The sequence below is a fragment of the Chitinophaga sp. Hz27 genome (genome assembly GCF_042263525.1).
Lineage (GTDB): Bacteria > Bacteroidota > Bacteroidia > Chitinophagales > Chitinophagaceae > Chitinophaga.
Map to the genome: position 1 here is coordinate 457,532 of NZ_JBHKFJ010000004.1, position 15,173 is coordinate 472,704.

Genomic DNA, 15,173 nt, shown 5'->3' on the forward strand with positions numbered 1-15,173 from the left:
CTGCAGGAATTCTCCCATATCCTTCTCCTGAGATCGTTGGTTGTTGTTTAGTTTGTGGAAAAACCCACTTCGGATATTAAAGGAATTTGCCTTGTAGCGATTATATACCTGATATACCTGAAATATGGTGTCGTTTTTTGAACATATTTCCACTCCTTACCGCATGTCTTTCCTGATAGGAGGACTGCTACTCCTTTGGATACTGGAAGGGATCATGCCCCGCTTCCGTTTCTCAGGGAACAAATATCGGCATGCCGGTACCAACCTGTTTTTTACATTCACTACCGTTATTTTAAATACCCTTTTCGCCTTCCTGATCGTAAAAGCAAGTATATGGACCAGCGAAAAGCAATTCGGTGCTTTATACCTCGTAAAATTACCTGTATGGCTACACGCAGTGCTAGCGGTATTACTGCTCGATTTCATCGGCGCCTGGCTCATCCACTGGGTACAACATAAATACCGCTGGATGTGGCAATTCCATAAAATTCATCACATAGACACTGAAATAGACGCCACCACTGCCCTAAGGCATCATCCGGTAGAAAATCTCTTCCGTATTGCGGCGCTGTTTGCAGGCGTATTGGTACTCGGTGTTCCTTTCTGGATGGTTATGCTTTACCAGACACTCTCCGTATTCATCTCACAATTCTCTCATGCTAATATCAAGATACCCAAGCAGGTAGATGACCTACTCAGCTGGGTTATTGTTTCGCCAGATATGCATAAAGTGCATCACAGCCACTATCAGCCGGAAACAGACTCCAATTATGCCAACATATTCGCTCTCTGGGACCGCATTTTCGGAACATTCAGAAAGGTAACTGAAACCACCGCTATAAACTATGGATTAGATGAATACCAGGAGAACAGGTATAAAGAAATTGGGCCGCTGTTAAAGGTTCCATGGGATCACAACGATGCAACAACAGTGAACATCAATCACCAACAACATTCATAAACAACGATTATTTACCCTGGATTTTAAATTCGAATACATATGCAACACTCAACAACGTTAACGAAAACTACTTGTATCAGTGCCCTCATTATTGGCGTTTTTTCAGCTGTTTTTGCCTTTGTAACAAAGACACCAGCTAATGCTATCATTACAGGCGCCGCGGGCATTTTAATCGGTTTTATATCTCTGTACATCGGTAGAAAAAATATTGATGACATGCAGTTAGCCACAGGAGGAATTTTCATGGCTGTACTGGCCTGCCTGGTAGGATTATGGCAGATATATAACTGATAAGCTATTTCGTTTTGTGGTATTTTTCAGTGTAACCCACAGCTGCCTTTAATGGGGACAACACCAATGTTGTATCCGACAGCTCTTTTATGATCGCTGTATCCACAACGATACTAGTGTCCTTCACACCTTCGGAGTGACTCCATAACAGTAAGGTGTCGTTCGTCAGCAGCCATTTTTCGTATATCAACGTATACATATTAATGGACTTAGCGGAACCGTTCTTTCTTAGTTGAAAACCCTGCATTTCTTTGTCCAGGCCCGCTACGGGCTGTATCCACTTTCCTATGAGCTTAGCTGCATCCACATGCAGCGTATCTGCAACAGCGGTAGTGCTGTCGATTACGCCGGCATTACTGCTGTCTGCAATAGTTAGCAGACTACTGTCTGGCACATGCGCTTCATCATTCTTCCTGTTGTTACCACAAGATGCCAATAACAGTACCACCAATAATCCTTTCAGATAAACTCTTACCATGAAATAAAAATACAATACTTCGCAGAATTACCAACTTTATATTCCAATCACGAGAAATTACCATTTCAGAAAATAATTACTACATTTACGTTCACTTTAGGGGTGTTTATGCGAAAGCATAAGCTGAGATGATACCCTCAGACCTGATGCAGCTCATACTGCCGTAGGGATAAGTAACTGAAACCTTCTTCATCTTCCACACCATCCTAAAGTTTATTGTTCACCAATTAATTCCAGCATCTATGGAAGTGCTTGTAAACAATAAACTTTATGCGGTGCAGCCGGGGACTACTATTGCTGCACTCTTACAGTTTATTCAATTATCCACACAAAAAGGCATCGCCGTGGCCGTCAATAGCCAGGTCATTCCCAAATCTGATTGGGAACACCAGCCACTGGCCGCAGCCGACAACGTCACCATTATCCGCGCTACACAAGGCGGATAAGATTTAAATCAATTTTCGTATAGTCAAAACTGTTATTAACAATAATAGTTAGGAATCCTATTATCTAAATCTTACTGCCATGCAAAAGCAACAGGCGACCATCAGTCGCGCTCCATTTCCTGCGTCCGAGAAAATTTATGTAGCCGGAAATATCCACCCAATAAGGGTTGCCATGAGGAAAATATCCTTGACAAATACACGCCACCAAGGCCCTAAAGATCCAGGCACCCCTAATGAACCCGTTGTTATATACGACACCAGCGGCCCTTACACCGATACATCTATAGACATAGACGTAAACAAAGGCTTACCACGCCTACGCGAAGAATGGATCAATAACAGACAAGATACAGAACTACTCGCCGAAAACTCCAGCGCATATACGCGTAGTCTGCAAGGAACCGAGTTGCCAGGCATGACCCACAATATCACCCCCCGGAAAGCAACAGCAGGTAAAAATGTATCTCAGCTGTATTATGCCAAACAAGGCATCATCACTCCTGAAATGGAATACATCGCTATCCGCGAAAATCAGCAACTGGAAGCCGCTTCGAAGGAATACACCTCCCAACACACTGGCAACAGCTTCGGTGCACGTACTCCAATAAAATTTATCACACCGGAATTTGTAAGAGATGAAGTAGCTGCTGGCCGCGCTATCATTCCTGCCAACATCAACCATCCGGAAAGTGAGCCCATGATCATTGGCCGCAACTTCCTCGTAAAAATAAATGCCAACATAGGCAATAGCGCCGTCACTTCCAGTATTGAAGAAGAAGTAGAAAAAGCAGTGTGGGCTTGCCGTTGGGGCGCCGATACCATCATGGACCTCAGCACTGGTAAAAATATTCATGCTACTCGTGAATGGATTATCCGTAATTCACCTGTTCCTATCGGTACCGTTCCTATTTATCAGGCACTGGAAAAAGTAAATGGCAAAGCAGAAGATCTTACCTGGGAAATGTTCCGCGATACATTAATTGAACAAGCAGAACAAGGTGTCGATTACTTCACCATCCATGCCGGTGTATTATTACGATATGTTCCGCTTACCGCCAAACGCGTTACCGGCATCGTTTCCCGCGGTGGATCAATCATGGCTAAATGGTGCCTGGCTCACCATAAAGAGAATTTCTTGTATACACATTTCGAAGAAATCTGTGAGATCATGAAAGCCTATGATGTGTCCTTCTCCCTCGGTGATGGATTACGTCCGGGAAGCATTGCGGATGCCAATGATGCTGCACAGTTCGCAGAACTGGAAACGCTGGGTGAACTTACTAAAATAGCCTGGAAACATGATGTACAGGTGATGATAGAAGGCCCAGGACACGTGCCAATGCAACTTATAAAAGAAAATATGGACAAGCAGCTGGAATGCTGCCATGAAGCACCATTTTATACCCTCGGCCCTTTAACCACAGATATTGCGCCTGGTTATGATCATATCACCTCTGGCATCGGCGCTGCTATGATAGGTTGGTTCGGCTGCGCCATGCTCTGTTATGTTACACCTAAAGAACATCTTGGATTACCAAACAAAGAAGATGTAAGACAAGGTGTGATCACCTATAAAATTGCTGCGCATGCAGCCGACCTCGCCAAAGGCCATCCTGGCGCCCAAGTACGCGATAACGCACTCAGTAAAGCCAGATTCGAATTCCGTTGGGAAGATCAGTTCAACCTCGCGCTGGATCCTGAAACTGCACGTTCCTACCACGATGAAACCTTACCTGCAGAAGGTGCTAAAATTGCACACTTCTGCTCTATGTGTGGCCCGCATTTTTGCTCCATGAAAATTACTCAGGAAGTACGGGAATATGCACAGGCAAAAGGTTTGGAAGAAGCAGCCGCCATCGATGCCGGCATGGAACAACAAGCAAAAGCTTTCGTTTCCGGTGGTAGTGAATTGTATTCAACTCAAACTAACTAAGATGATCTGGGTGATAACTTGTCCTGAAAATATAAATGAGGAATCCAAACTAATAACTGAAATACTAACAGTTGGCAACAGTAAAATACTGCTCAGAAAACCTTCATGGACAAGCATCTCTTACTGTAAACTATTAGAAAAAATTCCAGATCATTTTTATAACAGGATTATTATCAGAGATGATCAACAGGTATATAAAAAATTTTCGCTTGCGGGTATTCATTGGAGTGAAACCGCAAGAAACACGCTACCAATACCTTCACAGCAATTGCATTATAGCACAGGCATACATGATTTGAAGCAACTGGAGATTTATAAAGATCATTTTTCACATTTCTTATTAAGTCCGGTTTTCGACAGTATATCTAAACCGGGCTACAGCAGCCGGTTTGCAGGTCATCTTCCTGAAAACTTAAACGTTGCTGTGCTGGCATTGGGTGGTATTAATGAACATAATATCACGGAGCTACCTGAATGGGGATATGTTGGTGCTGCAGTATTGGGCAGCATCTGGCAAAATCCTCTCCAGTCCGTGGAAAAGTATTTGGCCTTACAACGTGCCTGGGATAATTCAAAAACAATGCAATCATGAGGCAGCACAGACCATATGCGCTTAGCATCGCAGGCCTGGACCCCAGTGCTGGAGCGGGATTGCTGGCAGACATCAAAACATTTGAACAGCAGCAGGTATATGGCCTCGGTGTAGCCAGCGCCATCACAATGCAAACAGGAACACGGTTCAATAGTGTGAGCTGGTTAAGCTCCGCACACATATTAGATCAAGTGAAACCTTTACTGGAAGAGTATCCAGTCACTTATTGCAAAATAGGTATCATGGAAAACCTGGCAGTTTTGCAAGAGGTTATTACACAGCTACTCAACTGGCAACCAGGCATGAAAATCATACTGGATCCGGTGTTGAAAGCATCTGCGGGATACATCTTCCATAAGCAGCCGCATTGGCAACAATGGGCGAACCTGTTAAAAAGTATTTATCTGGTGACACCCAATTACAATGAGGCCGTGCAGCTGACAGGTTTGCCCGATGGGCATTCAGCTGCTCTGCAAATTTCTCAGTGCTGTCATGTGCTGCTGAAAGGCGGCCATAATCCTGCCAATCCAGGTGTAGATAAGCTTTATGCTGACACCGTAACGGATATACGTCCTGGAAACATAAATGCATTTCCTAAACACGGATCAGGCTGTGTGTTATCTGCTGCCATTACAGCTATGCTCGCAAAAGGGGAACCGCTAGCAACAGCCTGCATTAACGGAAAGGCATACACGGAGAAATTATTGGCATCCAACACTGGCATGCTGGGTTATCACTCCATCATCTAACTAAAAAACATGATTAACAGATTACATTATATCTCACAAGGCAGTAATACTGCAATTCACCTGGACAATATCAGGGCGGCCTGTGATGCAGGCTGTACCTGGGTTCAGCTGCGCATTAAAAACGAAACGCCGGAAAACATCACACCTGTAGCGATCGAAGCAAGGCGTATTACACAGTCATATGGCGCCGCGCTTATCATTAATGATCATCCACAAGTAGCAGTGGATGCAGGAGCCGATGGCGTTCATGTGGGCCTGAATGATATGACGGTGGCAGATGCCCGTTTGATAGTAGGCCCTAAAGCAATAGTAGGTGGCACCAGTAACAAAACAAGCGACATCTTGAAACATAGCCTGGAAGGCGCCGACTATGTAGGTCTCGGGCCATTCAGATTTACCACCACTAAAGAAAAATTGAGTCCTGTTTTGGGCATAGCCGGATACCTGCAAGTCATGGAGCAATTGCGGATTCTTCGTTTACCCATTCCTGTTATTGCAATAGGAGGGATTCTGGAAGATGACCTTCCAGCCTTAATGCAAGCGGGTGTGCATGGTGTTGCCATCAGCGGCCTGATTACAAACGCACAGATGAAAAGCACGTTGGTAGCCAGTCTTTACTCACAACTCAACAATGAAAATTATGCAACCACTTAAAATAGCAGATAAAATATTTAACTCCCGGCTATTTACTGGTACCGGTAAGTTTTCTGCTGCTACCGTAATGGAAGAAGCGCTGGTGGCATCTGCCTCAGAACTGGTAACAGTGGCGCTGAAACGTGTAGATATGCACAATCAATCAGATGATATCTTGTCTCACCTGCAACATACACATATCAATCTCTTGCCCAATACTTCTGGTGTACGTACGGCCAAAGAAGCAGTATATGCTGCGCAATTAGCCAGGGAAGCCCTTGAAACCAACTGGGTAAAGCTGGAAATCCATCCGGATCCGCGTTACCTACTGCCAGATCCGATTGAAACCTTACTGGCAACAGAGCAACTGGCCAAGTTAGGATTTGTAGTCCTGCCTTATATCCATTCAGATCCTGTGCTATGCAAGCGCCTGGAAGATGCTGGTACTGCAGCAGTAATGCCACTAGGCGCGCCTATAGGCAGCAACAAAGGCTTGAAGACGCTGGACTTCCTGGAAATTATCATTGCACAAAGCCGTGTACCCGTGATCGTCGATGCCGGTATTGGCGCACCTTCTCATGCCGCGCAGGCCATGGAGTTAGGTGCAGATGCTGTATTGGTGAATACCGCCATTGCCGTTTCGCCCGATCCTGTGAGCATGGCATTAGCATTTAAGGCAGCCGTAGAAGCGGGCAGGCAGGCATATGAAGCTGGCCTGCCTCGTCAGCAGCGCCATGCACATGCTTCCAGTCCATTAACGGCGTTCCTGGATGAGATTTAACCACTTAAAATGTAGTTTATGTTTACAGATATATTCAACAGGTATGATTGGGAAGATGTAAAAGCGAATATCTACAGCAAAACTGCTGCTGATGTGGAAAAGGCACTCTCTAATACGAAACGGGATATCAACGATTTTGCAGCCCTTATTTCGCCGGCAGCAGTTCCCTATTTGGAAGAGATGGCGCGGACAAGCCAGCAGCTTACATTGCAGCGTTTTGGCAACACCATGCAGCTCTACATTCCAATGTATCTCTCCAATGAATGCCAGAATATCTGCACGTACTGCGGGTTTAGTCTGCATAATAAAATCCCCAGGAAAACGCTAACCAATGCGGAGATGCTCCTGGAAACAGCCGCCATCAAAGAGATGGGCTTCAATCATGTATTGCTGGTTACCGGAGAAGCGCAACAGCTGGTAGGAGTAGACTACTTTGCCAACGCACTCCAATTGTTAAGGCCGCATTTTTCTAATATCTCCATGGAAGTGCAACCACTGGACCAACAGGAATATGAAACCCTTATCCCGCTTGGATTACATGCAGTATTGGTTTACCAGGAAACTTATCACCAGGCCGATTATAAACTGCATCATCCTAAAGGGAAGAAATCAAATTTCCAGTATAGGCTGGAAACACCTGATAGGCTTGGGAAAGCAGGCATACATAAAATGGGACTGGGTGTTTTGATAGGGCTGGAAGACTGGAGAACAGATAGTTTCTTCACCGCCATGCACTTGCAATATCTCGAAAAGACTTATTGGAAAACAAAATACAGCATCTCTTTTCCGCGGCTAAGGCCTTTCAGTGGCGGCCTGGCACCGAAAGTAGAAATGAACAATCGCGAGCTGGTACAGCTGATCTGTGCTTATCGGTTATTTAACCAGGAAGTAGAACTTAGTTTATCGACCAGGGAGGACGAGCATTTCCGCAATAACCTGGTGAAACTGGGTATTACAGCGATGAGCGCAGGAAGTAAAACCAATCCTGGTGGCTACGTTGTAGACAGACAATCACTGGAGCAGTTTGAAATTTCTGATGAAAGAGATGCGGCTACTATCGCTGTGATGCTGAAGCAACAAGGCTATGAGCCTGTGTGGAAGGACTGGGACCAATCATTCAGCTGATTAAAAGAAAGAGGGTGGAAGAAACCTCCCTCTTTTTTGCTTTTCATAGATGGTCAAAAAATATTACAAAAGACTTCTCTCAATCATTGTAAATATAAGTAAGCTCTACAATAAAAAAATCGATTTATCAAAACTGAACAAAATGAACAACAATTATTAAAATGAACAAGGACGCGCATTTTGAAGCAGTTTTGCACAACACAGAAAAACAGGAGAAAGCAGATCTGCAAAGCATTTTAAAAAAATAGGCTGCCTCTACAATGCAGAAGCAGCCCTGTACCTAAAATCCCGTAGTTGCCATATTACTTATAAACATAAGTATGATTGGGAAACCCTTTACTCAAATGTAGTACGGTATTCCTGAACAACCCGGTTCATCAACTGGAATGAACAAAAAGAACAAACGTGCAAATGCTGCACAAAAGGGCAAAGTAAGCTAATCACCCCACCATCAAGACTTTCAAGCCATGCATCCTAACTTTTTTTGGTTCCCGGACATTCAGTAATTTGCCCCCATGAAAAAGAAATGGCTTTTCCTGCTTACCGCCGCCATTGGCCTGGCAAGTTGTAGCACTACTCGCAAAGTGGCTACCACCGAGCATTCTATTACACAGCTTCGCCTCATTGGCAAACAAGTAATACCTTACAATATGCCCTTCGAAGGCACTACCACTGGCGGCCTTTCAGGCATCGACTATGATCCGGTTCACCAGCAGTATTATATGATATGCGACGACAGATCAGATATTAATCCTGCCAGGTTTTATACCGCTAAGCTGTACTTCAACGATAAATCCTTTGATAGCGTTAGGCTAACGAACGTCACTACTTTCCGCCAGGCTAACGGTCAGCCATATCCGAACAAATTCAGCAATCCTGCGCTCACACCAGATCCTGAAGCATTGCGCTACAATGCTAGAGGCAATTTTATGGTATGGACCAGTGAAGGAGAACGTATCGTTAATAAGAAAGATACTGTGCTGGCCAATCCCAGCGCCACGCTGATCCACACCAACGGACAGTATATTGATACGTTTGCACTGCCAGACGCATTCCGTATGCACGCCACTGAAAATGGCCCCAGAAGGAATGCTGGCTTCGAAGGACTGACCTTCTCCAATGATAACCGCTGGTTATATGTGAGTCTGGAAGAACCTAGATATGAAGATGGCCCAAGAGCAGATGTAGGCGAAACCAACGCCCTTACCAGGTTTATAAAATTTGATTTGAAAACCAGAAAACCGATTTCACAGTATGGATACAGATTAGATCCAGTTGCTTATCCTCCCGTTTCAAAGGATAGCTTCCGCATCAATGGTATCGCGGACATCCTCTACTTATCAGAAAATAAAATACTGGTGCTGGAGCGCTCTTTTTCTGTAGGCGTAAAAAACTGTACTATTAAATTATATATCGCAGACTTTAGCAAGGCTACAGATATCAGTTGTATCAATTCTATTAAGAATGATAATAACGTTGCGCTGGCATCCAAAAAACTGCTGTATAACTTTGAAAGTTTAAACACCTATATAGACAATATTGAAGGAGTAACATTTGGCCCGGTGTTGCCGAATGGGCACCCAAGCCTGGTTTTTGTAGCAGACAATAATTTTTCTTCTGCAGAAGAAAGCCAGTTTTTTGTTTTTGAAGTAATTCCATAGAACAACCTGGAGCTTAGGCTGTTATCAGTGTAAAGCATTCCTTATGAAATACCTTACACTGATAACAGCTATTCTTTTGGCCTCCTTTGTGGCTTGTAAACAATCTTCCACGCATAACTCCAATCAAAAAGATTCCACTCCGGCAGATACTTTAAAATATGTGACTTACCTGGGCACATTGCCTTGTGCAGATTGCAGCGGTATTATCACCAAACTCACCATCGACGAAACGGATAGCGTCGGAAAGCAGCATTTTAAATTAACAGAAACCTACCAGGGGACTAAAAACGGCGATCAGGATCTCAACAGTGAAGGACGGTATGCCATCATCAAAGGCAGCGCCAGCGATCCCAATGCAGTCGTAATAGTCTTGAACCCCGATAAAGACAAAAATCTCCAGCGTTATTTTCAGAAAATCAGTGAAGATGAGCTACGATTGCTGGATGGAGAACAAAAAGCCATCAATAGCAATTTAAATTATAGCTTGAAGAGGCAGTAAACCCCGAAAATTTACATTAAATTTAGCTTCATCAGGAACATTTTATGACCAACTTCTATGAGGCTTATATTGGGTTGTTTGTCTGTTTTACTTTTAATCACTTTTTCATTTTCCAGGGCTGTCGCGAAATCAAACCATGACAGTATCCTTGCTGTACTCAATAGTACCATTGATCAGGCGCCTTCATTTGATGCCGCAAAGCTGAAGAAAATTGACAGTATCAGACATCTGCTACAGGAGCCTCTTACCATAGAGAAAACATACAGTGTTTATCAAAAGCTTTACGAAGCGTTCATTGTTTTCAACTTTGATTCCGCTTTCGTATACGCCAGTGCGATGGAACGAATAGGGGAAAAGCTGCAGGACCCCATAAAAACCACTAATGCAAAAATCAAACTAGGGTATATACTGTTGTCTTCCGGTATGTTTACCGAAACCAATAGCTGCTTACAGACCATCGATGTAAATGGTATGCCCGATTCTGTGCGGGTACAGTTTTTTCTGATGAAGAGCCGCTTCTATTCAGACCTTGCCGAATACAACCAGGATAAATTTTTCACGCCTGAATACCGCCGCCAGGGGTTGGTGCTGATGGACAGCGCCCTTCATCTGATGGACCCAAATACATTTGATTACCGTTTTCACCGGGCGGAGCTGCTCTTTAAAAAAGGAGAAATCCAGGAAGCACTGCGGTTATGGCCCAACCTGAACGACAAGGAGCTTAGCGACAGACAGGTGGCAGTAGCAGCATGCAGTCTGGGTTCTATATATATGAAGATACACCAGCGGGATACAGCTATTTACCTGATGGCCCGTTCTGCAATTGCTGATATCAGGTCTTCCACCAAAGAAACCATGGCAGCTTATAACCTGGCAACCTTTCTTTTTGAACAAGGAGATATCAAGAATGCATCTCGTTATATAGAGAAAGCCATTACAGAAGCGGCCTTTTACGGGGCTCGTCAGCGAAAGGTGATGGTAAGTAATATTCTGCCAATAATAGAAGAAGAAAGAATTTCGTCTGCGGAACAGCGTAACAGGTCACTGTTAATATACGCCACCGCAGTAACTCTCTTGTTCCTTGCCCTGGTAGCCATGACCATTGTAGTTTTTAGGCAGATACAGAAACTGAAGCTCGCCCAGCAAGCCATTACCACCGCACACCAGCAACAGCAGAAAGTGAATAGTCAACTGGAGGAAGCCAATAAAATTAAAGAAGAGTACATTGGTTATTTTTTCAACATAAATGCTAACTATATCTCTAAAATTGAGAAAATAAAACAAATGTTGGAACAGAAGCTGGCTGAAAGTAAAAATACCAGCGATGTGAAGTTTTTTGTCAATTCCATCAATGTGCGCCAGGAGCGGGAAGAGCTGTTTACCAATTTCGACAGGGTTTTCCTGCGGATATTCCCGCATTTTGTTGACGAGTTCAACAAACTATTTGACAAAGACAACCAAGTTATTTTAAGGGAGAATGAACTAATGAATACCGATTTACGCATCTTTGCTTTAATTCGTATAGGTATTACCGATAATGATAAAATTGCCAGCATACTGGAATATTCTGTTAACACGATTTATGCCTATAAAACCAAAATCAAAAAGCGGTCGCTAATACCCAACGACGAGTTTGAAGCCCGAATTATGGCGATACAGGCATTATAATAACCCGAAATTACATCTGATAGTATCGATATTTTCAAAAAAAATATTGAAAATTATTTAATTGAATATCAATTATTTGCATCTTAAAAATACAATAACCGTGTCAATATTTTCTATATTTCATTTGTAAAAATTGTTACCATCAAAACAGTACCATTATTTTGATAAACCAGAAAATACAAACAACCAAATACTAAGTAGTAAGAAAGAGCCTTATTTATTAACCACGTTAAAAATCCATTTTCTGCATTGACCTGATGAATAAATCCACGTAAGCAGAAGGGGCAGGGTATGTCCTTTTTGAGCCTCATCACGTTCACGTATGCCTCGATTCCGATAACATATTGCAAAAAATCCACGTAACAGTACAAATCTCTTTACTGATCTAAATTCCATTTTATGAACAATTCACGACTCTTTTGTCGACTCCTAATTACGTTGCTGCTTGTGCTGGTTCAGGGCCTGGTATTTGCCCAGAACCGGAGCATCACCGGTAAGATTACCGATGATAAAGGCACCCCTATTCCAGGTGCTTCCATTGCAGTAAAGGGTACCAAATCTGGTACTTCATCCAGTCCGGATGGTAACTTCAGTTTGTCTAATGTACCGGCAAACGCTACGCTTGTCATTTCATTCGTAGGATATAAAACGCAGGAATTAAGTGTGGCAGGTAAATCATCTGTTGCTGTTTCTCTTTCCCAGGAAAACTCAACACTTTCTGATGTAGTTGTAGTGGGTTATGGTACTACTCGTAAAAAAGATCTTACCGGTGCGGTGGCCTCTATTAAGGCGGCCGAATTCAACCGTGGTATTGTTACTGCCCCTGATCAGCTAATCCAGGGTAAAGTTTCTGGTCTGATGATCCTCAACAATTCCGGCGCTCCTGGTGCTGCTGCCACTGTACGTATCCGTGGTCTGTCTTCCGTACGTTCTGGTAACCAACCATTGTATGTTATTGATGGTGTGCCTTTGGATGGTCGTGTTGCACGCCCTTCTGTAGATGCTGCCGGCCTTGGTCAAACACCTGATGCTAACCCTTTAAACTTTATCAACTCCAATGATATCGCCTCCATGGACGTGCTGAAAGATGCATCTGCTACAGCAATCTATGGTTCCCGCGGTTCTAATGGCGTTATCATGATCAATACCAAAAAAGGTACGCCCGGCCTCGCACGCGTAGATGTTAACTACGGTGGAGGTTTCAGCAACATCATGAAACAGCTGAAAGTATTGAACGCCGACGAATACCGTTCTGCGCTGAAACAATACAACCTGACTGGTGGCGATTATGGCTCCAGCTCTGATGGTATGAAATCTATTCTTCGCACCGGCGCTACTCAGAATATAGGCGTTGCTGTTAGTGGTGGTAGTGAAACCGGCCGTTATCGCGCTTCTTTTGGTTATATGGACCAGGATGGTATCATCCGTAAAACCGGTCTGAAAAAATATACCGTTACCCTCAGCGGTCAGAACACCTTCCTCGCGGATAACAGACTAGGACTCGACTATAACCTGATGGCTGCTCAGACATCTGAAAATATCGCTCCTATCTCCAATAACGCGGGCTTCACGGGTAGCCTCGTTGGTCAGGCACTCCAATGGAACCCGACCATGCCTATCTTCAACTCAGACGGTTCTTACTACCTGCTGGGTGCTGGTAGCTCTATCAACCCTCGTGCTATGTCTGATGCTTATGATGATAAGGCAGATATCACCTATATCCTGGCAAGTGTTTCTCCTCACTATAAACTCACTTCTGACCTGGAACTGAGAGCAGTGTATAGCATAAATCATCAGGTAGGTATCAGAAAATCTCAGATCAAATCTTTCATCAACATCGCTGATGTACAAGGACAAGGACAGGCTTACTATGGAAATAATGAGCTGAATACTTCTCTCTTCAATACTACATTGACTTATCAGAAACAAATCAACCAGGGCTTCAACCTGAAAGCGCTGGTAGGTTACGAGTATCAGCAGTTTGATTTTAACGGTACATCTATTGGTGCGCTGGGCTTCCCAACTTATGCAATAGACTACTGGAAACAGCTCCAGTCGCCAGACCAGGCTAAAACAAATATCAGCTCTTTCCAGAATCCAACCAGCAAACTGCAGTCTGTATTCGGTAGAGCGGAAATGAATTTCCGTGATAAATATTTACTGAATGCTACACTGAGAGCGGATGGTTCCAGCAAGTTTGGTAAAAACAACCAGTATGGTTACTTCCCTTCATTTGCGGGTAAATGGAATCTCTATAAAGAAGATTTCATGAAAGATAGCAAAGCATTCCAGAACCTGGCTATTCGTGTAGGCTATGGCGTTACCGGTAACCAGGAATTTCCTGCAGGCGCTTCTCAAGAGCAATATGCACTGGGTTCTGGCGGAAGTGCCGGCCTGGACAACGTTGCCAACCCTAACCTGAAATGGGAAACCTCTAAGCAATTCAATGCTGGTATCGATTTCGGCGTGTTCAACGACCGCCTGACAGGTACTATCGATTATTTCTATAAAAATACAACCAACCTCCTGTTTAGCTTCCCTGCCATTCAACCGGCGCCAGCTTCCAACTACTGGATCAACATGCCTGGCAACGTAATCAACAATGGTGTGGAAGTCTCTCTGGGCGGAGATATCATCAGACGTAATAACCTGAGCTGGCATGTAAACGTGAACGGTACAGTGCTGCGCAACCAACTGAAAAACTATGACGGCCCTCCGGTGCTGACAGGTGCTATCAGTGGTCAGGGTGTGTCCGGCGCCACCTCTCAACGCCTTGCTAATGGCTATGCACTGAATACTTTCTATGTGCGTAAATTCCAGGGCTTTGATGATAAAGGCCAGGCAACCTACCAGGATAATGGTAATACCCTCTATTATCTTACCAACCCTAACCCTAAAGCCATGCTGGGCTTTAACACCTCTGTACTCCTGAAAAAATGGACATTCAGCCTCAGCTCTCATGGTGCATTCGGTTACCAGGTTTATAACAACACTGCTAATACTGTACTGCCAATCGGTAACCTGGGCTCCAGGAACGTCGCTAAAGCATTACTGGGTAATGGCGAATCTCTTTCTAACCCGATCACGGTTTCTTCCCGTTATCTGGAGAATGGCAACTTCATGAAACTCGACAACCTGACTGTTAGCTACTCTTTCGGCAACATCGGTCGCGTATTCAAAAATGCAGCCGTGGCTGTAACTGGTCAGAACCTCTTCGTAATTACCAAATACAGTGGTTTCGATCCTGAAGTTAATACAGACAAAAGCGTGAATGGTGTTACCTCTTTCGGTATCGAGTACTCTCCATACCCAACTGCAAGAAGCGTAATGTTCAGCCTCTCTTTCTCTCTGTAATC

The 15,173-nt window shown here is 44.0% G+C and carries 14 protein-coding genes and 1 riboswitch; of the genes, 13 read left to right on the plus strand and 1 reads right to left on the minus strand.

All coding sequences use genetic code 11. The annotated features are described in order from the left end of the window. The first annotated feature begins 124 nt into the window (after positions 1-124). Positions 125-961, plus strand: coding sequence for a sterol desaturase family protein (locus ACE38W_RS11380; RefSeq protein ID WP_375830949.1), 837 nt, complete (start codon positions 125-127; stop codon positions 959-961). A gap of 39 nt (positions 962-1,000) precedes the next feature. After that, positions 1,001-1,252 (plus strand): hypothetical protein, encoded by a 252-nt coding sequence (locus tag ACE38W_RS11385; RefSeq protein ID WP_375830951.1) that lies wholly within the window; start codon positions 1,001-1,003, stop codon positions 1,250-1,252. A gap of 4 nt (positions 1,253-1,256) precedes the next feature. On the opposite strand, the gene ACE38W_RS11390 is transcribed toward ACE38W_RS11385, so the two are convergent. Continuing rightward, positions 1,257-1,730 (minus strand): lipocalin family protein, encoded by a 474-nt coding sequence (locus tag ACE38W_RS11390; protein ID WP_375830952.1) that lies wholly within the window; start codon positions 1,728-1,730, stop codon positions 1,257-1,259. A gap of 88 nt (positions 1,731-1,818) precedes the next feature. Then, a riboswitch (TPP riboswitch) is annotated at positions 1,819-1,917 on the plus strand. A gap of 55 nt (positions 1,918-1,972) precedes the next feature. On the opposite strand from ACE38W_RS11390, the gene thiS reads away from it, so the two are divergent. The 11 genes from thiS (at position 1,973) to ACE38W_RS11445 (ending at position 15,171) form a co-directional block, all read left to right on the plus strand. Then, positions 1,973-2,176, plus strand: a complete 204-nt coding sequence (gene thiS, locus ACE38W_RS11395) for a sulfur carrier protein ThiS (protein ID WP_375830953.1) — start codon at positions 1,973-1,975, stop codon at positions 2,174-2,176. Positions 2,177-2,255: 79 nt separating this feature from the next. Next, positions 2,256-4,109 (plus strand): phosphomethylpyrimidine synthase ThiC, encoded by a 1,854-nt coding sequence (gene thiC, locus ACE38W_RS11400; RefSeq protein ID WP_375830954.1) that lies wholly within the window; start codon positions 2,256-2,258, stop codon positions 4,107-4,109. A gap of 1 nt (position 4,110) precedes the next feature. Beyond that, complete coding sequence (locus ACE38W_RS11405; protein WP_375830955.1) at positions 4,111-4,701, plus strand: thiamine phosphate synthase; 591 nt, start codon at positions 4,111-4,113, stop codon at positions 4,699-4,701. Then, positions 4,698-5,450, plus strand: coding sequence for a hydroxymethylpyrimidine/phosphomethylpyrimidine kinase (locus ACE38W_RS11410; RefSeq protein WP_375830956.1), 753 nt, complete (start codon positions 4,698-4,700; stop codon positions 5,448-5,450). Before ACE38W_RS11405 ends, ACE38W_RS11410 begins: the two co-directional genes overlap by 4 nt. 9 nt (positions 5,451-5,459) lie before the next feature. Then, positions 5,460-6,104 carry a thiamine phosphate synthase gene (locus ACE38W_RS11415; RefSeq protein ID WP_375830957.1) on the plus strand — a complete coding sequence of 215 codons (645 nt, stop codon included), beginning with the start codon at positions 5,460-5,462 and terminating at the stop codon, positions 6,102-6,104. After that, a complete protein-coding gene (locus ACE38W_RS11420; protein WP_375830958.1) occupies positions 6,091-6,864 on the plus strand; it encodes a thiazole synthase in 774 nt (257 codons plus the stop codon). Before ACE38W_RS11415 ends, ACE38W_RS11420 begins: the two co-directional genes overlap by 14 nt. 18 nt (positions 6,865-6,882) lie before the next feature. After that, positions 6,883-7,989, plus strand: a complete 1,107-nt coding sequence (gene thiH / locus ACE38W_RS11425; RefSeq protein WP_375830960.1) for a 2-iminoacetate synthase ThiH — start codon at positions 6,883-6,885, stop codon at positions 7,987-7,989. A gap of 515 nt (positions 7,990-8,504) precedes the next feature. Further along, positions 8,505-9,650 (plus strand): esterase-like activity of phytase family protein, encoded by a 1,146-nt coding sequence (locus tag ACE38W_RS11430; protein ID WP_375830962.1) that lies wholly within the window; start codon positions 8,505-8,507, stop codon positions 9,648-9,650. 43 nt (positions 9,651-9,693) lie between these two features. Then, positions 9,694-10,149: a copper resistance protein NlpE gene (locus ACE38W_RS11435; RefSeq protein WP_375830963.1), complete on the plus strand. Its 456-nt coding sequence runs from the start codon at positions 9,694-9,696 to the stop codon at positions 10,147-10,149. A 78-nt stretch (positions 10,150-10,227) separates the two neighbouring features. Next, entirely contained in the window at positions 10,228-11,817 is a 1,590-nt protein-coding gene (locus ACE38W_RS11440) for a DUF6377 domain-containing protein (protein WP_375830965.1), read from the plus strand. 399 nt (positions 11,818-12,216) lie between these two features. After that, complete coding sequence (locus tag ACE38W_RS11445; protein WP_375830966.1) at positions 12,217-15,171, plus strand: SusC/RagA family TonB-linked outer membrane protein; 2,955 nt, start codon at positions 12,217-12,219, stop codon at positions 15,169-15,171. Positions 15,172-15,173: the final 2 nt, after the last annotated feature.